This is a genomic window from Xenorhabdus sp. KK7.4 (genome assembly GCF_963876465.1).
GTDB classification, from domain to species: domain Bacteria; phylum Pseudomonadota; class Gammaproteobacteria; order Enterobacterales; family Enterobacteriaceae; genus Xenorhabdus; species Xenorhabdus stockiae.
The window spans coordinates 23,919-46,750 of the sequence record NZ_CAWNQF010000079.1; the positions used below are offsets into that span (position 1 = coordinate 23,919).

Genomic DNA, 22,832 nt, shown 5'->3' on the forward strand with positions numbered 1-22,832 from the left:
TTATCTATAATATGCAGGGAATTTTTAACTGGATAATGAATACCAATGAAAACATCTATCTGTATAAAAACAACTTTTTTAGCGTGTGCCTTCCTGCTTGGTGGTTGTGCGACAACATCAACAACGACACAAAATAACTCTCAGGCAGTAAAACAAACGCTTTCCGGTGAATTAACCCAATCAGGCGTATTGCTTGACATGAGAACAGGCAAAGCCATCACTTCTGATGAATTACTTAATCAACTGGCCACTTATCCCAGAGTTATTGTCGGTGAAAAACACGATAACCCTTATCACCATCAAATTGAATTATGGCTGGTTCAGCAGCTGGAGAAAAAACGGCCTCATGGTTCCGTATTGCTGGAAATGATTAATCCGGATCAACAAGAAAGAGTCAATAAAGTTAAAAGCTGGTTGCAGGATGATCCGATAGTCAGGGATGAGCGCATTAAACAGCTGTTGGCATGGCAAGAAGGCTGGCCTTGGGAACAATATGGAAAACTGGTTGTGGAACTGGTGAAAGCACCTTATCCCTTGTTAGCCGCTAACCTGAATCGTAGTGAAATCGATCGGGCGTATAAAAGTTATAAAGCTGGAGACAAAACTTCCTTAGTCTCTGAAGATGTCAAAAAGCGTATTGATGAAACCATCAAAAATTCCCATGGTGGCAATATAGATGAATTACATCTTGCTGCAATGAGCAAAATTCAGCAACTTCGTGATCAGAGAATGGCAGAACAATTGATGAAAGCGCCATCACCTGCAATGCTGTTTGCCGGAGGATATCATGCGGTAAAAGCAATGGGCGTACCTCAGCATGTGAAAAAAGTAGCATCTGATGAACAGGTTGTTGTGCTGGTTATTGCTGAAAAAGGCGTTGTTTTGAATAAAGAATACGCTGATTTTGTCTGGTTTACACCCAAAGTGGCTGCCAAAGTAACTAAGTAGGTGTATCTATCACAAGGATGTGATGCTCATAATAAATAAAAATAGTTTTCATTTATATATCCAATTGATTATCATTCCCTTAATTTATCTTTGACATAATGTGCTATAAGAAATGTTGACGTATACAACGTATCAAACCACTCACGTTGGTCACGTGACAAAATCCTTTCTCGCCGCTATCACACTGCACGTCCTGTTGGTCGGTTGGTTGATTTATAAACCGAAGGATCTTGATATTGAGGAATTTTTACCTCCACCTGCAGTTATGATGGAAGTATCACTACAGACGGAAGCAATACACAAGGTCGAAAAACAGCCGGTTGGTATTGAACAGCAGTTATCTGTTACCAGCGAACAACAGGAAAGTAAGATTGATGCTGTCAATATGCCGAAACTGGATGTAAATGAAGAAGCCATGCTCCTGGTTGATAAAACGAAGAAAAAGAAACCAAAAGAACAGGATGCACCTAAAAAGGCTCAACCGGTTAAGCGCGTACAGGCAAAAGAGCAGGAAAGTGAAAAATCACAAAGTACCGCAGCACCGACAACCAGTACGGCTACGGCGGATAACATTACTTCCCGCACAGCGGCTTCTTATGAAAGTAATTCAGATGCTGCCGCTGATGCTAAAGCTGTCTGGCAGGCGGAAGTAAGCGGTCATTTAAACCGCTATAAAAAATACCCGGGAGATGCTCAGCGGAGAAAACGTACAGGGCGTCCAACGGTGAAATTTACCGTCAATCAATTTGGTAATGTGATTGACAGTGAATTGGTAAGACGCTCTGGAACGAACTCACTTGACAGGGAAGCAAGGCTTGTACTGGAAAGGGCGCAACCATTACCCATTCCGCCTGATTCTATTTTAACCAATGGCAGTGTTACGGTTGAATTACCGGTTGATTTCACTTTATATCAATAACAATTGATTTTAAAAACAATAAAAAAACAGGACGAATGGCATGTCACAGTATAAAACGGTGTTTTCACCAAAAGCCAAGAAAGCCGTGCTCAGTTTTTTGTTGGGTAGTAGTTTGCTGAGTAATAGCGTCACGGCTATCGCGATGGAGGAAAAAATGATACCACCTATGGCAAAAAAGCAGCCTCATGAAATAACTATTCATGGTGATACCCGTGTTGACGATTATTATTGGTTACGTGATGACCAGCGTCAGAATAAAGAAGTTATTGATTATCTGGCCGCTGAAAATAACTATACCAAAGAGATGCTGAAATCTGGTCAGGAGCTACGGGAAACGCTGTATAACGAAATGGTTGGCCGTATGAATAAGGAAGACCAGTCGGTACCTTATACCTACAATGGTTATATTTATCGCACCATTTATGAATCAGGCAAAGATTTCCCTATCTATCAGCGTAAGCCGGTTGATAATTCAACTGACTGGCAGGTCATGGTTGATGGTAACGAACGAGCTAAAGGCCATAAGTTTTATCAAATCGGTGGGTTTGCTGTTACCCGGGACAATAAACGCATTGCTATCGCTGAAGATACTCAGGGCCGCCGTAACTTCCAAATCTCTTTTAAAAATTTTGGTGACAGTGAGTGGCAAAATGACGTTATAGAGAATACTTCCGGTAATATTTTGTGGGCCAATGATGGAGAAACTCTGTTTTATGTCCGCAGAGATCCACAAACCCTGCTGCCTTACCAGCTATTTCGTCACCAATATGGCACGGATACCCAACAGGATAAAAAGATCTATCAGGAAGACGATGATCGCTTCTATCTGTCAATTTCGAAAAGTACCTCGCTTGACTACATTCTGGTTTCGATCACCAGCTATTCAACCTCAGAATATCGGTTGATAGATGCAAATAATCCGCAACAGGAACCACAAATGTTCTCTGCCCGTCAGGCTGGGCGTGAATATTATATCGACCATTTCCGTGGGCAATTTTATATCCGTTCCAATTATGAACACCCATTGTTTGGTCTATATCAGACAGATGCCATTAATAAGCCATGGAAAACAGTAATTGCACCACAGGATAATACTGATCTGGAAGATTTTAGCCTGTTTAACAAGTGGCTGGTGGTACAGGAGCGAACTAAAGGATTGTCCTCAATTCGTCAGATTGACTGGAAAACCCAGCAAGAAAAACAGGTTAAGTTCGATGACCCGGCTTATATGGCATCCTTGAACTATAACCCTGAGCCAGAAACGGATTTGCTGCGTTATAGTTATTCATCCCTGACCACACCAAGTTCAGTATTCCAGTGGAATATGCAAACCGGTGAACGCGAATTGCTAAAACAGCAGGAAGTGAAAGGGTTCAATAAAGAAAACTATGAAAGCCAGCGTATTTGGATCAAAGCACGGGATGGGGTAGAAGTACCGGTTTCTTTGGTTTATAGCAAGTCCCTGTTCAAAAAAGGTCAGAACCCGATTTTGATTTACGGTTATGGTGCCTATGGTATCAGCATGGATCCTTATTTTAGCTCTGCACTTTTAAGCCTGTTGGATCGTGGTTTTGTCTATGCATTGGTGCATGTTCGTGGTGGTGGTGACTTAGGTCGTAATTGGTATCTTCAGGGCAAGCTCGAAAATAAAATGAACAGCTTCCATGATTTTATTGATACTACGAAGGCATTAATTGCTGAAGGTTATGGTGATAGTAAACGCGTTTATGCCGAAGGTGGCAGTGCGGGCGGTTTACTGATGGGAGCAGTGGTTAATCAGGCACCCGAGCTATACCGTGGTGTGATCGCTAAAGTTCCTTTTGTTGATGCAGTGACGACAATGCTTGATCCGTCTATTCCTTTAACTACAGGGGAATATGATGAGTGGGGGAATCCGGATGATAAGGAAGTTTATTTCCGTATGAAATCTTATAGCCCTTACGACAATATTCAGCCCCAGCGTTACCCTCATTTATTAGTGACAACCGGTTTACATGACTCTCAGGTACAATACTGGGAGCCAGCGAAATGGGTAGCGAAATTAAGGGAAATGAAAAAAGGGGATAGTTTACTGTTATTAGAAACCAACATGGATACAGGACACGGTGGAAAGCCGGGGCGTTTCAATCGTATAAACGATATCGCTTTCGATTATAGTTTTCTGTTGATGTTGGATGATGCTAAAACATATTTTCCACACTTAAAAGATTAATAAAAATATATTAATAATTATGGATGCTGATAATTCGTTATCAGTATCCAGGGTTTTTACACCCTAAAAACAATAAAACTATCGCAAAATTAGCGAAGCAATGTGAGCTTTAATAAATATTTTTAATTTAGGATGATATTAATGAAAATCATGGCAAGAATAGCCGGAGCCAGTGCAGTATTTATCGGGCTTCAGGGAATCGCTTACGCTGAAAACACAGATGACAATAAAAACCAGAAAGTCATGCGATTCAGCCCATTAAAAGTTTCCGGTTCTCAGGATAATAAAAACAGGCCGCAAATTGAAGCCATGGAAAAACCCGGTGCTTATAGTTCTGTGGGAGAAGATAATAAACTGGAATCTATGGACAGCGTATTACGTAGTTTGCCGGGGACTTATACCCAGATGGATGTCAGTCAGGGGACTATAGCTGTGAATATCCGTGGAATGAGCGGATTTGGCCGCGTTAATATGATGGTAGATGGGGTGAGCCAGAGTTTTTATGGTATAGCTCCGAATCCATATGGTCATGGGCAACAGCCTTATAATCAATTTGGTAGCTTAATTGATCCTAATTTTATTATCCGGACGGATATTAATCGTGGGCAGGCTAGTGATGGGGATTCAGTTAATGCGCTGGTGGGAAGTGCTAACTTCCGTACTATTGATATTGATGATGTTATTTTTGAAGGAAATAACCTTGGTATACTCACTAAATCAACTTATGGTACTAATGGATTAGGTAAAAATGGTATGATTGCCATTGCAGGAAAAACGCAGGCATTCAGCACCGAAGGTTCTATTGGTGCTATGCTTGCTATGAGTGGTCACAGTATTGATGCTCACTATAAAAATGGCATGGGAATTAGCAGTGACGAATTTGGTACAGATAAAACATTTAAACAGAAACCCAATTCACAATTGATGAAAATCAATATTAAACCGAATGATTTTCATGATTTGGAATTAGCTGGGCGTTTTTATCATAATAAGTTTACTAAACGTCATGTGGATAGTTATGATTATTATCTAAAATATAATTACACACCATTTAGTGAGTTAATTGATACTAAAGTTTTGCTTAGTACGGGGAGTAGTGATCAGAATGTGCAATCTGGTGCTATACCTGGTTTAGGTGGTAGTGAATCGCATAATAAATCTGCTGCCATTAATATCAAAAATACCAGCCGATTTAATTACGTCAATACTGATTTTGCATTTACTCTTGGTAGTAAATTGATGAGCACTGAATACAATAAGAAAACATTCATAGGTCTTGGTGATGAAAATACAGTAAAAGAAGAAAACATCCAATTTTCACCGAATGGAAAGCAATATATTAATAGTATTTATAGTAGATTAAAAATAGATCATGGTATTTATACGGCTGATTTAGGAGTGAATTATTTAAATTATAATATTAAGGGATTTAAACCAGCCTGTGACTCTCGTATTCCCTGCTTTCCTCAGGGAGCTGCTCCGGTGAATGTTAAAGATCATGGAATTAACCCGAGTATTTTGCTATCAGCAGAAATCATGCCTGAATTTCAGCCATTTGTGAGTTACACACATTCAATGAGGGCACCTAATATTCAAGAAGTATTTTATGGCGGCGGAGAAGGTAGTTCTGTCAATCCTTTTCTTAAAGGTGAAACATCGGATACTTATCAAATAGGTTTTAATAGTTATCGTCCAGATTTAATTGTTGATGGAGACTCATTTTATTTGAAGGCTGCACTATTTAACACTAAAATAAAAAATTATATTAATAGTGATAAATATACGCTTTGTGGTGAAAGAAAAATGTGTAAAAACGATATATCAATAAATGATATAGATATTAATGATTTAAGTCCTGATGTCAATACATATATATATACTAACAGTTTAAGCCCTGTCATTATTAAAGGTGTTGAGATTGAAGCCAATTACGATGCTGGTATCTTTTATAGTTCGCTGGCATATAGTCATCAGAAGACACGGCAACCTACCTCACAAGCGGCAACTGTCATGGGAACAAGCTCTGCATCTCAGCTACCGGAGTGGTATATGACATTGGATACTGGCTTTCGGCTATTGGAAGAAAAAATAAGTGTAGGCGCAATAGTGAAATATACCGGGCAATCTTATCATCAGGATTCTGATATAGATTTCAACTGGGACATTGAGGATAAAATGGTAAAAGATGATAAGATACCGACTATTATTGACTTATATACAGATTATCAAATGAATAAAAATATCCTTGTTAAATTCTCAGTGCAGAATGTAGCTAATAAAAGTTATGCGGATGCGCTGAATCGCATGAATTCTTCACCAAATATAACGAATGGCGAAGTTTCATCACAAACCGCCCGCGGCAGAACCTACGTAATGGGTGCTGAAATTCGTTTCTGATAGAATATAATTGTTTTAAAATAGCGGTAGAAAACTGCCGCTATTTTATAATGCACTGTAAAATAAAAAATAAATTTTCATAGAGCAATCTTATTAATACTATATTCAATTTGGTTTTAATAGTGCTTTTGACGTTCCAAAATACTATTAATGGCTACAACTATAGATGATATAAAAATCCGTATTGTTAGTGATAGATTGTAAGAGATTACTCCCATCTTATTCAAAGCGCTAATAATATTTTTAATTAATGTGGATAATCCACTAGAGATATTTTCTAAACTATTCCAGAAATCATCATTGGGAAATGAATTTATTTTTGTATTTGTTTTTTTGTTCATAATATATTCCTTGTCTGATTCAATTGATTTTTAACTAAGTATTATATGAGCATTGAAATATTAACCACCTTAGAATATTCTAAAATGGTTAACATTTCTATGATTAGGATTCATAATTATGGTCTAATTCAATCTTCTATTTGTTTCTTGATTGGTGGTTTTTTCTCACCTTAGTTATATATATCTATATTATTAGAGCTGATTTATTTTTCACTGTAATATATATTGAGAATGTTAATAATGGGAAAAATATTGCGCAAGTTGTATGCCGAGCTTACAGAGGCCAATGATTGATGTTATTAATGAACCTATAATTAGTTTAAGATTATCAGGTAAAATCCCTATATCTTTTAATGAACTAGCTATGTTACTCAATACGGTTTCAAGGGCGTTAGCAATATTTGTTATATAGTTCCAAAAAGATTCATGTGAATCTAATTTTTCATTTAATTGTGTTAATTCTTTCATAATAACCTCGTTATCTTTTAGGGTAAATTAAATTTTATAATTATGAATCAGATGCAATTGCTAATTCTATGATTAGAGAATATATAATCAATTGTTTATTAATCGATATTTTTCTTTAGTTAATACCTTTTTCTTTTTGATGCTTGATGATTTCAGATGCAGTCTTATATATTTCTTCTACAGCATAATTTATTTCTTCTACTATATCATGGGAAAGTTTTCCCGAAGCTTCTACTGCCAAAAATATATTCTCAAGTATATCTTTTACTCCTGCGCAGGCATTATTTATGTCATCCCAAAAAGCATCGGGAATGGTGTTTTTATTTAACTCTTTGTTTTTAAGTTTGCCCATAATATCCTCTCTGTTTTCTAATGCTGAGTACGCTATATAAAGATAGCGATTATTATTTTCGTGAGTTAACTAAGATAATGTTTTTTTAAAGGTTTCTATTTATATAACTTTGAACACATAATAAAGTATTTAAAAATAAAATAATTATCACTATAATTTATAGTAATAATATAAATAATCTTATTCTGTAATTAATTGTAGGGTATATATGCTATTCATCAAGTAATAAAATTAGGAAAAACATAATAAGGGGGGCGCTTTTAATATAACCCCCTTATTAATTTAAAAATTATAATGTGAATTTATTTTTTTCTCGTACTAACTTTCTGTACTTGAGTCACCTGGCTCTCAACCCAGCCATCCTGTACACGTGTTTTCAGGGAATCACCCACTTTTACCTGTCTAACCTGCTTTAGCAACTTTCCATCTGGTGTTTCGCTGATGCTATAACCGCGACTCAAGGTTGCCAGCGGGCTGACAGCTTCCATACGCGAACAGGAAACAGCGAATTTCTCTTTATAGCGGGATAATTGCCGCTCAATTGCCTGTTTTAAGCGAAAATCAATTTGTTGAATATGCTGGCTATAATGTCTTATCTCCTGCTCAGGAGTATGCTGTAACAGGCGCTGAATTAATTTTTCACTGGTAGCAGAATTCTGTTTTAAATGACGTAGTAAAGCGTCAATTAATTTCTGACGTAATTCAGATAAATGATTTTGTTGACGGGCCAGCCGTAAATCAGGGCTTTGTTGCTGGAGGCGGTGGTGTAATCCATTAAAAATACGTTGCTTCTGGGCAAAGAAGTAATCCATTGCCATTTCGAGGCGCTGTTGCAGGGATTGAACTTGTCTCAGCAGCTCAAGTTGATTGCGACTCACCAACTCAGCCGCAGCGGAAGGAGTGGGTGCACGTAAATCAGCGACGAAATCTGCAATGGTGACATCAGTTTCATGCCCAACGGCACTGACGACAGGAATTTGGCTCTGGAATATCGCCCGTGCCACCTGTTCATCATTAAAACACCATAAATCCTCCAGTGAGCCGCCACCGCGCCCGAGAATGAGAACATCACATTCCTGCCGGATATTAGCTAATTCAATTGCCCGAATAATTTGTAGCGGTGCATCTGTTCCCTGAACGGCTGTAGGGTAAACAATAACGGGTAGAGAAGGGTCACGACGTTTCAGAATATTCAGAATATCGTGTAACGCAGCACCACTGGCTGAAGTAATCACGCCAAGCCGTTTTGCAGGCGAGGGAAGTGGTTTTTTATAAATCTGCTCAAATAACCCTTCAGCGGTGAGTTTTTGTTTTAAAACTTCAAATTGTTGTTGCAGCAACCCATCACCGGCAGGCTGGATACTTTCCACAATCAACTGATAATCACCCCGTGGCTCATACAGAGTGATCTGTGCTCTTACTAACACCTGCTGACCGTTTTGTGGCCGGAAGGTCGCCCGCAAATTGTAACTACGAAACATTGCAGCCCGGATTTGTGCCCGCTCATCTTTCAGCGTGAAATACCAGTGGCCGGACGAAGGCTGGGAAAAGTTAGAAATTTCAGCACTGAGCCAAATTTTACCCATTTCCAGTTCTAATAGCTGACGAACCGTCTGATTCAGACGACTAACAGAAAAAATTCCAGTGTTGGTTGGCAGTGACATGTGAGCTAGATCAAATTTTAAAACAAGGACTTAATTGACTGATAATAACTGCTCGCCACCACTAATCAAGAAATTTTTTCAGAAAATGCTGGAGGCAACCGATTACGGCCTGTATAATGCCGCGGCAATATTTTATCCCTTATTGACGCCCCATAGCTTGGTGAGATATTGCTCATGTTACGAATTAAAAAAGAAGCATTAACTTTTGACGACGTTTTGTTGGTTCCTGCCCATTCTACAGTTCTGCCTAACACGGCAGATTTGTCCACACAATTAACATCTACTATTCGCCTGAACGTGCCTATGCTCTCAGCAGCAATGGATACCGTGACGGAATCTTCTCTGGCTATCGCGCTGGCACAGGAAGGGGGAATTGGTTTTATTCACAAAAACATGCCTATTGAACGTCAGGCTGAAGAAGTCAGCCGCGTGAAAAAACATGAAAGTGGTGTTGTCACCGATCCTGTCACTGTAACGCCACAAACGACACTGCGTGAAGTTAATGAATTAGCTGCGCGTAATGGCTTCGCTGGTTATCCTGTCGTCACAGAATCTAACGAGCTGGTTGGTATCATCACTGGCCGTGATGTGCGTTTTGTTACAGATTTGGAATTGCCAGTTACCGCAGTCATGACGCCAAAAGAGCGTCTGGTGACGGTAAAAGAAGGCGAAGCCCGCGATGTAGTATTGCAGAAAATGCACGAAAAACGCGTTGAGAAAGCACTGGTTGTAGATGATAACTTCCATTTGCTTGGCATGATCACCGTGAAAGATTTTCAGAAAGCAGAACGTAAACCAAACGCTTGTAAAGATGAGCAGGGTCGTCTGCGTGTAGGTGCTGCTGTTGGTGCCGGTGCTGGTAATGAAGAGCGTGTTGATGCGTTGGTAGCGGCTGGTGTGGACGTGTTGCTGATTGACTCATCCCACGGTCATTCTGAAGGTGTTTTGCAGCGTATCCGCGAAACCCGCGCTAAATACCCCGATCTGCAAATCATTGGTGGTAACGTAGCAACCGGTGAAGGCGCTAAAGCGCTGGTAGAAGCAGGTGTGAATGCGGTTAAAGTCGGTATCGGCCCTGGTTCTATCTGTACTACCCGTATTGTGACCGGTGTTGGTGTACCACAAATTACCGCAATTGCTGACGCAGTAGAAGCACTGGAAGGAACAGGGATCCCGGTTATTGCTGACGGTGGTATCCGCTTCTCCGGTGACATCGCTAAAGCGATTGCCGCAGGTGCTGCATGTGTGATGGTGGGTTCAATGCTGGCAGGTACAGAAGAATCTCCGGGTGAAATCGAACTCTATCAGGGCCGTTCATTCAAATCCTATCGTGGAATGGGTTCTCTGGGCGCAATGTCCAAAGGTTCTTCTGACCGCTACTTCCAGACTGATAATGCGGCAGATAAATTAGTACCAGAAGGCATCGAAGGCCGTGTCGCTTATAAAGGATTGCTGAAAAATATCGTTCACCAACAAATGGGTGGACTACGCTCCTGTATGGGTTTGACAGGCTGCGCTACGATTGATGAACTGAGAACTAAAGCAGAATTCGTTCGCATCAGTGGCGCTGGTATTCAGGAAAGCCACGTTCATGATGTGACTATCACGAAAGAATCACCAAATTACCGTTTAGGCCTGTAATTTACTTACACAGTGGCTCGCAATAGCGGGTCACTGATTTTTTTACTTTTTAATTGCCACTTGTTTTGGGAATTCACCTCTAATGACAACTAATATCCATCAGCATCGCATTCTGATCCTTGATTTTGGCTCGCAATATACACAACTTATTGCCCGCCGTATCCGTGAAATCGGTGTTTATTGTGAACTTTGGACATGGAATGTCACTGAAGAACAAATCCGCACATTTAACCCTAGCGGTATCATTCTTTCTGGTGGCCCGGAAAGCACAACTGAGAACAACAGTCCACGTGCGCCAGAATATGTGTTCAACGCGGGTGTGCCGGTATTGGGTGTCTGCTATGGCATGCAAACCATGTCTATGCAATTGGGTGGAGAAGTTTCTACTTCTAATGAGCGTGAGTTTGGCTATGCTCAGGTTGAGCTGAAAGGTGATAGCGAACTGTTCCGCGGTATTCAGGATGCACTGAATGAATCAGGTACACCGGTACTGGATGTGTGGATGAGTCATGGCGATAAAGTTACTGCCATTCCGGAAGGCTTCACTACCGTAGCCAGCACTGACAGTTGCCCATTTGCCATTATGGCGAATGAAGAAAAACGTTTTTATGGTGTACAGTTCCACCCGGAAGTGACTCACACTCATCAGGGTCTGAACATCCTGAAACGCTTTGTGCTGGATATTTGTCAGTGTGAAGCCCTGTGGACACCTGCATCTATCATTGATGATATCGTCGAGCGTCTGCGTGCGCAGATCGGTGATGATAAAGTTATCCTTGCTCTGTCTGGTGGTGTCGATTCCTCAGTAACAGCACTGCTGCTGAACCGCGCAATTGGTAAGCGTCTGACCTGCGTATTTGTAGACAACGGCCTGCTTCGTCTGAATGAAGCGGATCAGGTGATGGAGATGTTCGAGGGTAAATTCGACCTGAACATCATTCATGTTAAAGCTGAAGATCGCTTCCTTTCCGCATTGGCGGGAATTAATGATCCTGAAGCTAAACGTAAAACCATCGGTCACGTATTTATTGATGTGTTTGACGAAGAAGCTTCAAAACAAACTCAGGTTAAATGGCTGGCACAGGGCACGATTTACCCGGATGTTATCGAATCAGCAGCATCAGCAACAGGTAACGCGCATGTAATCAAATCTCACCACAACGTGGGTGGTTTGCCTGAAGATATGGCTCTGGGTCTGGTTGAGCCTCTGAAAGAGCTGTTCAAAGACGAAGTTCGCCGCATAGGTCTGGAACTGGGTCTGCCATATGACATGCTGTACCGTCACCCATTCCCGGGCCCGGGTCTTGGTGTACGTGTACTGGGTGAAGTGAAGAAAGAATACTGTGACTTGCTGCGTCGTGCTGATGCTATCTTCATTGAAGAACTGCATAAAGCTGATCTGTATAACAAAGTCAGTCAGGCATTTACCGTATTCCTGCCAGTTCGTTCTGTCGGCGTAATGGGGGATGGACGTAAATATGACTGGGTTGTTTCCCTGCGTGCAGTAGAAACCATTGACTTTATGACCGCGCACTGGGCACACCTGCCATATGATTTCCTTGGCCGTGTATCAAACCGTATCATCAATGAAGTCAGTGGAATATCGCGTGTAGTCTATGACATCAGCGGTAAACCACCAGCAACAATTGAGTGGGAATGATATAAAGCCTTCCCAAGCCTCACCAAATCATCATGATTTCTGAATTAAGACCCTGATTTCAGGGTCTTTTCATCTCCAAGCCTCACCGTATCAGCATGCGATTATTGACGGTATTTTTGACGGTATCGTAATATACTTTATCTCTGATGAGTCAAAATACCGTCAGGTTTTTTTGTGAAATTGACGGTATCAGAAAGATAAAAAGGATACCGCTATGCTGACAGACACCAAGTTAAAAAACCTCAAACCTACCGATAAATTATACAAGATTTCTGACCGTGACGGACTCTATGTAGCCGTTACAAAAGCAGGTACAGTCTCGTTTCGTTACGATTACCGAATTAACGGACGACGTGAAACTGTTACGCTTGGAAGATATGGCGCTGACGGTATTACGTTAGCAGAAGCTCGGAAAAGGTTAGTTGAAGCCAAAAAAATAATTTCCGATGGATTATCTCCATCCACAATAAAGAAAAACGAAAAAAAATTATCTAATAAATCAAACACATTTTCTGCGTATGCTGAACTCTATTTTAAGAATATTAAGCTTGCTGATAGCACTAGAAAGATGAAGGTGTCGGTATTAGAAAGAGAAATCATAACGGTATTGGGACGGTATTTGATGACAGAAATAAATACCTTCATGGTCAGGGACTTATGTGAGAAGATTAAATCTAGAGGAGCCAGAGCAACCGCACTGCAAGCAAGGGAAATAATACAGTCAGTTTACAATTTTGCCATATCTCGCGGAGAAGCATTTCAAAACCCCGCTGCAAATATTCGAGCCTCATCTATTGCTACTTTTGAGGAACGGACTAGACATATCCCAGAAAGAGACTGGGATTTTCTTGAATGCGCTGGATGAAATAGGAGCAATACCAACTGTAAAAGCAGCTTTGTGTTTGGTCTTTCTAACTTTAGTCAGGAAAAGTGAGTTAATTAGAGCTGAATGGAACGAAATTGATTTTTCTGGTGGTATACCGTCTGGATGACGGTATTGTTGAAAGACTATAATCACCGTTACCGGAATTCCGGCATCGGAACAAATTCAAGTAGTTATAACGGGTCGAGCAGCACCATATACTATATCTAAATCAGTATGTTAGGTGTTATTTTGGCTGATATGAGCAACATCTCGATCCCTACAAATTAAGCCCGTATCAGCACCAAACTTCAAATATACACCTCACTGAATCACGCACTCGACTAACAGATAAACTTTATAATGTGCCACCCTATTTTAAGGCGTATTGATTCTGTTGCAGGCTATTCAATTGAGATAAGAACCTGACTTCAGTAATATTAACTGGCTAGTTAGCAGTAGGATGAAATGACCTTTAACGAATAATAAAGTGAGGTGTTTATGTCTGAAGTTAATAAGCTGGATGATTGTATGGTGTCTTTTGATCTTACAATAGGAGAGGAGCAGCAGAAGGATAGTATTTTTTTTGGATCCGCAAAGAATAACGACAATAATGAACCTGATTATCCTAAGTCTGTTATAGGTTCTACAATACTCATTAATAACAAGACAGATATTAAGGAGGTTTTAGCATTCTATTGTATTCGAGAGATAACAGAATCAGGATCACCTTTTGGTTTTTTGTGGCATGTATCCTCTAGCAAAGATAATGTGAAGAATTTAATGTCTTTATTCGAAAAAGACCTCCATATAATGGTTGATGATATGCCATATATCCTTAATCACATATCAGAAGTAAGAGCGGTATCAACTGAGGTGACGGGTATTTCTGAGGTTTCAATAATATTTAGTATAGCGGATTATCCTGAAGGTCTCACAGGAGACCAACAAAAATTAGGTGCGCTACTGGCACAAAACGTAGGTAATACACTGCGTTTTTGCTTCAACTGGAAATAAATCTACACCCTGAATTCAAGGCTGCTTAATGCGGCCTAATGAGATGGTCACCCCCACCCTGTGAGCGGTATGCTGCCAGGGTGTTTTTCTTTCAGGAGAGGCCATCATGCAAAACGTCACACTTATTGGTATTGATCTCGGTAAACATTCTTTCCACGTGCATTGTCAGGACAAGTCCGGCAAGGCGCTACTACGTAAAAAATTCACGCGTACCAAACTGATTGAATTTTTAGCAGGATGTTCATCAGCGACTGTTGTGATGGAGGCCTGCGCCGGTGCCCATTTTATGGCGCGTCAGATCGCTGATTTAGTCCATGAAGCAAAGCTGATCTCTCCACAGTTTGTCCGCCCTTTTGTAGGTCATGCTCCCAATGATTAGATATTGTGATAGAATCCCTGCTTTTTCTTATGGGTGAGATATAGCGAAAGTTGATGTGGTTTGTCGTTACTGTCATACAACAGATCAGGTTAAAGGGCATGGAAAAGGACGTACTGGACATCCTCGCGATCACTGCTATGCCTGTCGCAAAACCTTCCAACTACACTATACCTATCAAGCCTGCCAGCCCGGTATGAAAGAGCGAATTATTGATATGGCCATGAATAACGCCGGTGTCAGGGACACGGCTCGGGTTTTGAAAGTCGGCATTAACACCGTCATTCGTACATTAAAAAGCTCACACCAAGACAAGTCACTACGCTGCCGCTTGCGGGCAGTGAGATTCATCTTGTCTGTGAAATAGACGAACAATGGTCATTTGTCGGTAATAAGAAAAATCAACGCTGGCTCTGGTATGCCTGGGAGCCGAATAGGAAACGGGTAGTGGCACATGTGTTTGGGGATCGCAGCAGGAAAACGTTGAAAAAGCTGCTGGCTCTCTTGTCTCCTTTTACTATCCGGTTTTACTGTACAGATGATTATGCGGTTTACGATTGTCTGCCTAAAGAAAAACACCTCACGGGAAAGAAATTTACCCAACGTATTGAGAGAACAAATCTTACGCTTCGTATCCGGATAAAGAGGCTGAATAGAAAGACAATAGGTTATTCCAAATCCGAAGAGATGCATGACAAAGTGGTAGGGACGTTCATTGAGCGTGAATACTCTATTTCATAACAGATATAACTATTGGGAGCATGACCCACAACGGACTGATTTTGGAAAATCCGGCTATTGACCCGCAGAGAAGTACGCCATAACGGAGGTTGAATAGTGATACGGTAATGACTAACATGACGTCCGGTGGAAATCAATGAAAATTGAGTGACCATCCCTGTGATTTGTCGTTCAACTTGTCCATTGCGATGTACGGCAAAAGCGGCATTACTGTCGAGAACATTGGCAAAGTCAATCTCCGGGCTTTTACAGGTTAGAGTGGCTTCCAGTCGGAAGGGAGAAGATAGTGATTCATGTAGGGAAAAATCGACAACAGCAAAGGTTTGTTCGGGTAAGTTTTCCGTAATCAGTGTAAATCTTAACCCTGAGCGATCAAATAGTTGGTTGATTTTATCTATTACCCTGCTCATTTGTGCTCTCCATGATATTGGGGTGGATCAATTTATTAGTTCACTACGACTCTATGAATTCAAGAGATATTTCCATTTAGCTGATTTTAATATCTGTTTTATTGCTATTTGTTTGAGTAAGTATTATTTGTGATAGTGTTTTTTTAGGCGGTTTATTGTAATGTTGTTTATTTAGCTCACTATCAGGGAATGGCGCAGGAATTGATTTTATATGCGGGATGTTATTATCCACCTTAAAATCACCATCAAATTTTTTAAATATTTTATTGATTTTATTAATTCCAGTAAAGTCATTCCATGTTATTTCGGGTATGAGTCCTGCACTGCGAAGTGCTTTCCAAGTAAAATCAATACAACTATTCGTCGCACCATTATATCCAAGATTAAAATCTGGGTTATTTCCACTTTTAGCTAATTCGCCGTATTTCTTCAATTTATTATAGTGTTCTTCTGCAATTTCCATGGTACGACTATATCGTGGATTTTCATAATGTATTGTATCTTCTTTTGTCACCCTACCTGCTCCCGTAATTCCTGATACAATAGGTGCAAATCCATAGGAGTCATTAACATAACTGTCTGAAATTTCATACCACATATGTCCAGCCGCCGATGTTACTCTTTCACCTTTTTCAAAGTGAGGCGTTCCATCATCGTTATTAAGAGGCGTGCCCGGATGCGCTGCGTAAATAATAACGATATACCTTTTGTCTAAAGATTTAATTAAATTTTCTACAAATTCGGGTCTTGCTTGTGGAGGTGCACACGTAGCACATGGTTTTCCTGCGGCATAATTTGTTTTTTGATCAGGATAAGCACTGGCATTGATACGTTTTTCTTTATTTTCTTTTGAAAGAGTATTGTCGTTAGCAATTTCTATTAATAATTCTTCTGTCGTGTTTTTTGGTGTCATTTTTTAAATCCTTTTATTTTATTGATCTCTGATCAATATAAATGGAATAACTTAAGTCATCCATTTTTAATGCTGACAAATCAGCTAGTACTTCCACTGTCAACCGATATTGCCCATATTGATATGGGGATCCAAAATCCACTAAACCAAATAAATTATTACCTGACCACCCAGATGAAGAAGTTACTCTTGTGTGAGTTTTTTCATATACTATGCTTTCTGTTAAATCATCATTTATTTTATATATTTTTATATCAAAAATAGGCTTTCCTTTAAGGTTATGTATAGGGCCGCTTCCTCTAAATATGTCACTAACATAGAACCCTAAATTAGAATTTTCGCGTTTTTTAATATTCAAACTAATTTTAGGTGATGGAGTATTAGCAGGAATAAGATAGAGAAGTTTAGGTTTAGGTTGAGGAACCTTCCAAAACACCAAATCTACTTTTTCCCCTTTTTCATACAGCTTAATCGGAGCTTCGATCGCGTGGTAACCACCAAGTGTAGTTGGTTTAGGATTTAAAAAAAAGTAAGGATCTTCTGTGGGGGGACGCATCCACTGGATTAGTATTACGATACCCGCACCTAAAAAAGCAGCCAAAGCCAGTAACATAGTTTTTTTCACCATATTTGCTCTTTCCATTCATCAGAAGCAAAGAAAATTTAGGATTCCGTGCCACAGTTAAATTAATAGCTACGATCTCATTACATCTGAGAAGCTAAGCCGACTAAAACCTGTTTATTATCAATGACAACGACTTACCGTAAGTACATATACCGAATAAGATATAACAGAATAATTTATCTATTCAAGTGTAAATAGAGATACCTCAAAAGAATTGTGATTAACTTCTCTTCTTAAATAAAATCAGTTAATTACATCATTTAAATTTCACGTAACACAATAGATTCAAATTACACTGACGCGCTACGCTTGTCTTCTATGGGTTGAAGCATGGTGTGCTCAGTTTGGTCTGGCACTGACAATTTCGCATGACAGCGAGTATATGCAACTCAAGTGGAGGCAGGAACAGTGACAGATAAGGACGTGGTATTTAATCAATGAGGTTAAACAATAACTGAAATGGCTAGGACAAAAGAAACACATAACTTTGTGTGATACATAACAAAAACCACTAATCTCAATAGACAGCATATTAACTTATGTAGAGGATTATCTTATATATTCATTATCTATGATAAACCCTATGATTCGCGATTATAAGCAATATCAATCAGATGTAACGGATGATATCTAGGCATGTTTAGAAAGTCTTGAGTGTCAACCAATTCTTTTTATTGGATCAGGCCTAACTAGGAGGTATGCAAACGGGCCAGATTGGGAAGGTTTATTGAAGGATTTAATGGCGAAGTGCCCAGAAATTAAGCATCCATTTGCTTATTACACACAAAAAAAAGTAACAAACATAGATATCGGAACTATTTTGTCTGACGCTTATCGTGATTGGGCGTGGGGTGATGGACGAAATGAGTTTCCAGAAGAACTATTTTGTGAAGATTATGAAGGGGATATCTATCTGAAGCATAAGATAGCTGATTTTTTTAAAGGGTTAAATATAGTTAATCAAAGAGAGTTTACTAAAGAAATAGAAGCGCTAAAAAAGATAAGGCCTCATTCTATAGTCACAACAAATTATGATAATATTATAAATAATATTTTTCCTGATTATGAAGTTATCGTTGGTCAACAGATTATTAGATTAGCTAATGGAAGTATTGGGGAAATATTTAAAATACATGGCTCTTGTGATGAACCAGAATCAATAGTCATTAATAAAAATGATTATGATATTTTTTTAAGCAAGAAAAAATACCTTAGTGCTAAATTATTAACTTTCTTTTCTGAACACCCGTTAATATTTATTGATTATAGCATTGAAGATGAGAATATAAAAGAAATTTTATCTGATATAGATGAAATTTTATCAGAGGGAGGGGGGTTAATTAGCAATATATACATTTTGCATAGAGATGCTGATTTAAATGATAATGCTTATCCGTCTCGAGAAGCTCTAATTCCAATAGATAATAATAAATCTATTCGAGTGAAAAGAATAGTATCTAATGATTTCACATGGGTTTTTGATGCTTTTTCAGATAATCCAACAATAAATAATTTTGATCCTAAGGTTTTAAGGGCATTATTGGCAAGAAGTTATAAGTTGATAAGAACTGATATTCCTAAAAACCCAGTGCAAATAGACTATAAAAGATTAAGTTCTATTGCTAATGAAAGTAATGAATTACCTCGTTTGTATGGGATAACGGATGCTTCAACTCCGGAAGCGTTTAATTCGAATTACCCATTTAGCTTAACAAGATTAGGGCAGGCATTGGGTTTTAAAGGATGGCATGGTGCTAATGACTTACTCCAGAATGTGAAAGAAATTACAGGGGTCGATCTAAAATCATCTGATAATAAATATCATTGCGCCATAATGAATGGAGAAATAAAAATGTCCAGTAGATACTCCAATGAAGAGAAAGAATTATTAATTTTAGTAAAAGACGGAAAAAAGTTCAGCCTTGATATGGGTTAAGTTATTGGCTATTTGCAAAAGCCGCCTGATGGCGGTTTTTTTATGGAAAAAGGGAATCAAATGAAATACCTCATATTCACACTCTTTTGGATCACAGTCACACTGATTATTGGATTGGCTTTAGGGGGATAAGGTGGCAAAGGCAAAAACGCCGAAGCCCAAGACTTGTAAGATTTGCCAATCAGAATTCACACCTAGAAGTACCACTCACACCGTCTGCTCTCTCGAATGCACCATCGAATTATCAAATAGAAACATCCAACGCAAGGAGGACAGAGCACTCCGGCGTCAGCGTTCTATTGAGCGTCAGGAACTGAAAGTCAGACGGGAAAAGCTAAAGTCTAAATCTGACTGGACTAAGGAAGCGCAAGCCGCAGTTAATAAATACATATTTTGGCGTGATTACGGTCAACCATGTATTGCCTGTGGCAGAGCGCTGAATTACGGCGTGAGAGGAGGGGCAGTTGATGCAAGCCATTACAGGTCAAGAGGATCGGCCTCACATCTAAGGTTTAATCTATTCAATATTTATGCTGGTTGTGTCCAATGCAACCGCGACCTATCAGGGAATTTAATCCCGTACCGCATAAACCTGATTGAGAAAATTGGTGAAGAGCGAGTCACTCAATTGGAGCGCGACAACCAACCACGCAAATTCAATATCGAGTACCTGAAACGGGTGAAAAAGCTCTTCACTCGTCGTGCCAGGTATTACGAAAAGCGGCAGAAACAGAAACAAATGGAGGCAGCATAGTGTTTACCGAACTAGAGCCTGCAATCGAAGAGGCCAGATATCTGAAAAGGAGAAAGGGTCATCACCGCTGCATTCTCCAACTGGAGGGCGGGAGGATGGTTGTTAGGGTACATAGAAAATCAATGGCGGGAATTTTGATGTATACAACGCGTCTCGATAAAGAGCATACGGTATTGCCGGAGGTAAGATGAGAAAGGGAGATTACACGGAACTAGCCGGCTTTAGGTCTGAAAAACAACTTCGTCAAAAATGGTGCAGAGGGGTGAAAAAAATAACTCCCTCAGATCGCACATGGGTAAGGTATATGTTGATGTTATGGGGGGCTGAAAATCAAGGTGATGATTCACCGGGTGGCGGAAATATTAATATCATTGGTCGCCTGATGGTGAGGGAAACATGGGATGACGGAACCACTACCGCAATTAATTTAGTGATGACTAATTATGCGAAATTAGGCTACACCGGAAAGGAATTATTAGAGAAAGTGAAAGAAGTAATCATGCCAAATAAATCAACTCTCGGTGCTCTTCGCCTCGCCAAAGAAAAAGATGATGCCGAATTTGTTGAAAAGTGTATGACTGAAGTATTCACGATTGATAATCCCATTCGCGATGTAGTTATTAAACGATACAAGATGCGCAGAAGCTCTCAAAGCATTTTAGAGAGCCTTTCTCATCAGACAATTGATATTGATTCTGCAAAACGGCGCGTCAGGTGGGCTAATAACGCTGCTGAAGATATGCTTTATTCCATTATGACAGAGAATAAATAGAATTTATTTTTATAAAATGAAAAATAAGGAGAAATATATTTGACAAACGCGCCTAAAAACTATATGTTTTATGTTATGCTCGAGTAGTAAAACCGAAAGCAGATTAAAGCCTCACTAACCAAGTGGGGCTTTTTCGTATCTACCAGTAGTTAATTTAGAGTTTTCAGCTCAAAGTGTACGTTACGATCAATACCTATATTGTAGTTAAATCAATATATTAAGTGTGATTTTAAGTGTTTCGGTCAACATACTGATCGCCATAGATTAAGCTCATACCAGCACCAAACTTCAAATATACACCTCACGGAATCACGCACTCGACTAACAGACAAACTTTATCATGCGTCACCTTATTTTAAGGCGTATTGATTCTGTTACAGGCTATTCAATTGAGATAGGAACCTGACCTCAGTAATATTAACTGGCTAGTTAGCAGTAGGATGAAATGGCCTTTAACGAATAATAAAGTGAGGTGTTTATGTCTGATGTTAATAAGCTGGATGGTACGCAATGTTCTTTTGATCCTGAACAATTTAAAGTTAAAATTAAATCTGTTAAGTACGAAGCGATTGAACCTAAAATTAAATCTGTTGAGTATGAAGCGATTGAGCCTAAAATTAAATCTGTTGAATATGAAGCGATTGAACCTAAGATTAAATCTATTGAATTTAATGATAGTGTAGGTGCGCCAGCAGGTACTTTCCCGTGGGCAATTATTCAAGTGTATTTAAATAAGCCAGTGAGACGCAGTAGCTGGAATGCAAATATATACCTTATTCCCAAAAACGACAGTTCTGGCCATCTTATCTATATTCAGGAGTCAGATACAGATGGTAGTCCTTCACCTTGGGTGCCTGAATCAAAAGATATGATGGCCTGTGATTGGGTTTTGATGGATTGTATGCTGTCTTTTGATCTAAATGTAGAGAAAGGCAGTTACCAAAACGTTGAGCTGATATATGGCTACCTCGCTGACGATGAGTTTGAATCTGGTGGGAATCAAGGGCCTTTTGGTACTTTAACTAACCTTAAAAATAAAACTGATATTACGAAATTTTCATATTTCGTGTGGGATGATGAAGGTAAGGGCATTTATATCAGGGTCTCCTCTGATAACAATCAAGAAGGCCATCAGAAAATGGTAGAGTTATTTGATAAAATTCTTTCTGTAAATGTTGATGGGGTACTTTATCATCTAGGAAGCGCTGGCGAAGCATCTATTGTTGGTGAAGGCCCATACGAATTCATCGGGCAGTATAATAACACTGATGCATCAAAACTAGGCGATCTACTGAAACAAAACGTAGGTAATACACTGTTTTTTTGCTTCAACTGGAAATAAATCCACACACTGAATTCAAGGCTGCTTAATGCGGCCTTTTTTATTAATCTATTAATGATGTGACACTTAGCTGAGAAGCGTTTATTTATTGATCATATTATTTCCTGGCGTACGCAACAATAGGAGAAAATGCATGCACTATTATGTTCATACTGAGACTGACAATCAGGGTGATTACGAAGTACACCATGCCGGATGCCTTCATATCCCACTAGCTAGAAATAGAGAATACCTTGGCTATTTTTCTAGTTGCACCCTTGCTGTCGCACGGGCAAAAGAGATTGGTTATAAAACTGCCGATGGTTGTTACTGGTGCTCACCGGCTTGTCATACATCCTGATATCAACAATATGAATTCATCAAAGGTCGCTATATGCGACCTTTCAGACTGCTGACAAACCGCGTTGAAAATAACGCGGTTTGTTGCCTTCATTATAAATCCTTATCTTTCGATTTTTCCTGCCTCATCCCTAAACAATCCT

Annotated in this window: 21 protein-coding genes and 2 pseudogenes; 16 read left to right on the forward strand and 7 right to left on the reverse strand. The window is 39.5% G+C overall.

The window, feature by feature from the left end:
- Window positions 1-45 precede the first annotated feature (45 nt).
- From AACS90_RS13850 to AACS90_RS13865, 4 genes are all read left to right on the forward strand, one after another.
- Window positions 46-948: a ChaN family lipoprotein gene (locus AACS90_RS13850; protein WP_099123048.1), complete on the forward strand. Its 903-nt coding sequence runs from the start codon at window positions 46-48 to the stop codon at window positions 946-948.
- A 112-nt stretch (window positions 949-1,060) separates the two neighbouring features.
- Entirely contained in the window at window positions 1,061-1,867 is an 807-nt protein-coding gene (locus AACS90_RS13855; RefSeq protein WP_099123049.1) for an energy transducer TonB family protein, read from the forward strand.
- 40 nt (window positions 1,868-1,907) lie between these two features.
- Window positions 1,908-4,079 carry a S9 family peptidase gene (locus AACS90_RS13860; protein ID WP_193757263.1) on the forward strand — a complete coding sequence of 724 codons (2,172 nt, stop codon included), beginning with the start codon at window positions 1,908-1,910 and terminating at the stop codon, window positions 4,077-4,079.
- Between the two features lie 141 nt (window positions 4,080-4,220).
- Window positions 4,221-6,476, forward strand: coding sequence for a TonB-dependent receptor domain-containing protein (locus AACS90_RS13865; RefSeq protein ID WP_099123050.1), 2,256 nt, complete (start codon window positions 4,221-4,223; stop codon window positions 6,474-6,476).
- A 116-nt stretch (window positions 6,477-6,592) separates the two neighbouring features.
- Here the strand turns inward: AACS90_RS13865 and AACS90_RS13870 are convergent, their stop codons facing one another.
- The 4 genes from AACS90_RS13870 to xseA form a co-directional block, all read right to left on the reverse strand.
- Entirely contained in the window at window positions 6,593-6,817 is a 225-nt protein-coding gene (locus tag AACS90_RS13870; RefSeq protein ID WP_099123051.1) for a hypothetical protein, read from the reverse strand.
- A 234-nt stretch (window positions 6,818-7,051) separates the two neighbouring features.
- A complete protein-coding gene (locus tag AACS90_RS13875; protein ID WP_099123052.1) occupies window positions 7,052-7,285 on the reverse strand; it encodes a hypothetical protein in 234 nt (77 codons plus the stop codon).
- 115 nt (window positions 7,286-7,400) lie between these two features.
- Window positions 7,401-7,637, reverse strand: coding sequence for a hypothetical protein (locus tag AACS90_RS13880; RefSeq protein WP_099123053.1), 237 nt, complete (start codon window positions 7,635-7,637; stop codon window positions 7,401-7,403).
- Between the two features lie 302 nt (window positions 7,638-7,939).
- Window positions 7,940-9,301, reverse strand: a complete 1,362-nt coding sequence (xseA, locus tag AACS90_RS13885; protein WP_099123054.1) for an exodeoxyribonuclease VII large subunit — start codon at window positions 9,299-9,301, stop codon at window positions 7,940-7,942.
- A gap of 174 nt (window positions 9,302-9,475) precedes the next feature.
- On the opposite strand from xseA, the gene guaB reads away from it, so the two are divergent.
- From guaB to AACS90_RS13915, 6 genes and pseudogenes are all read left to right on the forward strand, one after another.
- Window positions 9,476-10,942 (forward strand): IMP dehydrogenase, encoded by a 1,467-nt coding sequence (gene guaB, locus AACS90_RS13890; RefSeq protein WP_099123055.1) that lies wholly within the window; start codon window positions 9,476-9,478, stop codon window positions 10,940-10,942.
- A gap of 82 nt (window positions 10,943-11,024) precedes the next feature.
- On the forward strand, window positions 11,025-12,602 hold the full coding sequence (guaA, locus tag AACS90_RS13895; protein ID WP_099123056.1) for a glutamine-hydrolyzing GMP synthase: 1,578 nt from the start codon (window positions 11,025-11,027) through the stop codon (window positions 12,600-12,602).
- Window positions 12,603-12,816: 214 nt separating this feature from the next.
- Window positions 12,817-13,467: a tyrosine-type recombinase/integrase gene (locus tag AACS90_RS13900; protein WP_099123057.1), complete on the forward strand. Its 651-nt coding sequence runs from the start codon at window positions 12,817-12,819 to the stop codon at window positions 13,465-13,467.
- Window positions 13,468-13,965: 498 nt separating this feature from the next.
- Window positions 13,966-14,481 (forward strand): DUF7823 domain-containing protein, encoded by a 516-nt coding sequence (locus AACS90_RS13905; RefSeq protein ID WP_099123058.1) that lies wholly within the window; start codon window positions 13,966-13,968, stop codon window positions 14,479-14,481.
- 106 nt (window positions 14,482-14,587) lie between these two features.
- Window positions 14,588-14,857 (forward strand): annotated as a pseudogene (locus AACS90_RS13910) (IS110 family transposase); the annotation flags it as partial.
- Between the two features lie 43 nt (window positions 14,858-14,900).
- Window positions 14,901-15,598 (forward strand): IS1 family transposase gene (locus AACS90_RS13915; RefSeq protein ID WP_099123059.1). Its coding sequence is split into 2 segments (ribosomal slippage): window positions 14,901-15,150 and window positions 15,150-15,598, totalling 699 coding nucleotides; the frame shifts between segments, so codons are not numbered across the junction.
- On the opposite strand, the gene AACS90_RS13920 is transcribed toward AACS90_RS13915, so the two are convergent.
- The 3 genes from AACS90_RS13920 to AACS90_RS13930 all read right to left on the reverse strand — a co-directional run bounded on the left by AACS90_RS13920 (window position 15,526) and on the right by AACS90_RS13930 (window position 17,549).
- A complete protein-coding gene (locus tag AACS90_RS13920; protein WP_099123060.1) occupies window positions 15,526-16,008 on the reverse strand; it encodes a contractile injection system protein, VgrG/Pvc8 family in 483 nt (160 codons plus the stop codon). The genes AACS90_RS13915 and AACS90_RS13920 overlap by 73 nt on opposite strands.
- A 76-nt stretch (window positions 16,009-16,084) precedes the next feature.
- The gene (locus tag AACS90_RS13925) at window positions 16,085-16,921 is read right to left on the reverse strand and encodes a hypothetical protein (RefSeq protein WP_099109781.1); all 837 of its coding nucleotides are present in this window, start codon (window positions 16,919-16,921) and stop codon (window positions 16,085-16,087) included.
- 13 nt (window positions 16,922-16,934) lie between these two features.
- Window positions 16,935-17,549, reverse strand: coding sequence for a hypothetical protein (locus tag AACS90_RS13930; protein ID WP_099123061.1), 615 nt, complete (start codon window positions 17,547-17,549; stop codon window positions 16,935-16,937).
- A gap of 319 nt (window positions 17,550-17,868) precedes the next feature.
- On the opposite strand from AACS90_RS13930, the pseudogene AACS90_RS13935 reads away from it, so the two are divergent.
- The 6 genes and pseudogenes from AACS90_RS13935 to AACS90_RS13960 all read left to right on the forward strand — a co-directional run.
- Window positions 17,869-17,958 (forward strand): annotated as a pseudogene (locus AACS90_RS13935) (hypothetical protein); the annotation flags it as partial.
- Between the two features lie 327 nt (window positions 17,959-18,285).
- Complete coding sequence (locus tag AACS90_RS13940; RefSeq protein WP_339373623.1) at window positions 18,286-19,482, forward strand: SIR2 family NAD-dependent protein deacylase; 1,197 nt, start codon at window positions 18,286-18,288, stop codon at window positions 19,480-19,482.
- A 133-nt stretch (window positions 19,483-19,615) separates the two neighbouring features.
- Window positions 19,616-20,236: a recombination protein NinG gene (locus tag AACS90_RS13945; RefSeq protein WP_099123062.1), complete on the forward strand. Its 621-nt coding sequence runs from the start codon at window positions 19,616-19,618 to the stop codon at window positions 20,234-20,236.
- 187 nt (window positions 20,237-20,423) lie between these two features.
- Window positions 20,424-21,008, forward strand: a complete 585-nt coding sequence (locus tag AACS90_RS13950) for a DUF1133 family protein (RefSeq protein ID WP_099123063.1) — start codon at window positions 20,424-20,426, stop codon at window positions 21,006-21,008.
- Window positions 21,009-21,486: 478 nt separating this feature from the next.
- Window positions 21,487-22,350: a Thoeris anti-defense Tad2 family protein gene (locus tag AACS90_RS13955; RefSeq protein WP_099123064.1), complete on the forward strand. Its 864-nt coding sequence runs from the start codon at window positions 21,487-21,489 to the stop codon at window positions 22,348-22,350.
- A 133-nt stretch (window positions 22,351-22,483) separates the two neighbouring features.
- Window positions 22,484-22,690 (forward strand): hypothetical protein, encoded by a 207-nt coding sequence (locus AACS90_RS13960; RefSeq protein WP_099109787.1) that lies wholly within the window; start codon window positions 22,484-22,486, stop codon window positions 22,688-22,690.
- Window positions 22,691-22,832 lie beyond the last annotated feature (142 nt).

Coding starts and splice junctions, on each gene's coding strand:
- AACS90_RS13850 (WP_099123048.1), top strand. CDS start 46: ATGAAAACATCTATCTGTATAAAAACAACTTTTTTAGCGTGTGCCTTC.
- AACS90_RS13855 (WP_099123049.1), top strand. CDS start 1,061: ATGTTGACGTATACAACGTATCAAACCACTCACGTTGGTCACGTGACA.
- AACS90_RS13860 (WP_193757263.1), top strand. CDS start 1,908: ATGTCACAGTATAAAACGGTGTTTTCACCAAAAGCCAAGAAAGCCGTG.
- AACS90_RS13865 (WP_099123050.1), top strand. CDS start 4,221: ATGAAAATCATGGCAAGAATAGCCGGAGCCAGTGCAGTATTTATCGGG.
- AACS90_RS13870 (WP_099123051.1), bottom strand. CDS start 6,817: ATGAACAAAAAAACAAATACAAAAATAAATTCATTTCCCAATGATGAT.
- AACS90_RS13875 (WP_099123052.1), bottom strand. CDS start 7,285: ATGAAAGAATTAACACAATTAAATGAAAAATTAGATTCACATGAATCT.
- AACS90_RS13880 (WP_099123053.1), bottom strand. CDS start 7,637: ATGGGCAAACTTAAAAACAAAGAGTTAAATAAAAACACCATTCCCGAT.
- xseA (WP_099123054.1), bottom strand. CDS start 9,301: ATGTCACTGCCAACCAACACTGGAATTTTTTCTGTTAGTCGTCTGAAT.
- guaB (WP_099123055.1), top strand. CDS start 9,476: ATGTTACGAATTAAAAAAGAAGCATTAACTTTTGACGACGTTTTGTTG.
- guaA (WP_099123056.1), top strand. CDS start 11,025: ATGACAACTAATATCCATCAGCATCGCATTCTGATCCTTGATTTTGGC.
- AACS90_RS13900 (WP_099123057.1), top strand. CDS start 12,817: ATGCTGACAGACACCAAGTTAAAAAACCTCAAACCTACCGATAAATTA.
- AACS90_RS13905 (WP_099123058.1), top strand. CDS start 13,966: ATGTCTGAAGTTAATAAGCTGGATGATTGTATGGTGTCTTTTGATCTT.
- AACS90_RS13920 (WP_099123060.1), bottom strand. CDS start 16,008: ATGAGCAGGGTAATAGATAAAATCAACCAACTATTTGATCGCTCAGGG.
- AACS90_RS13925 (WP_099109781.1), bottom strand. CDS start 16,921: ATGACACCAAAAAACACGACAGAAGAATTATTAATAGAAATTGCTAAC.
- AACS90_RS13930 (WP_099123061.1), bottom strand. CDS start 17,549: ATGGTGAAAAAAACTATGTTACTGGCTTTGGCTGCTTTTTTAGGTGCG.
- AACS90_RS13940 (WP_339373623.1), top strand. CDS start 18,286: ATGGCGAAGTGCCCAGAAATTAAGCATCCATTTGCTTATTACACACAA.
- AACS90_RS13950 (WP_099123063.1), top strand. CDS start 20,424: ATGAGAAAGGGAGATTACACGGAACTAGCCGGCTTTAGGTCTGAAAAA.
- AACS90_RS13955 (WP_099123064.1), top strand. CDS start 21,487: ATGTCTGATGTTAATAAGCTGGATGGTACGCAATGTTCTTTTGATCCT.
- AACS90_RS13960 (WP_099109787.1), top strand. CDS start 22,484: ATGCACTATTATGTTCATACTGAGACTGACAATCAGGGTGATTACGAA.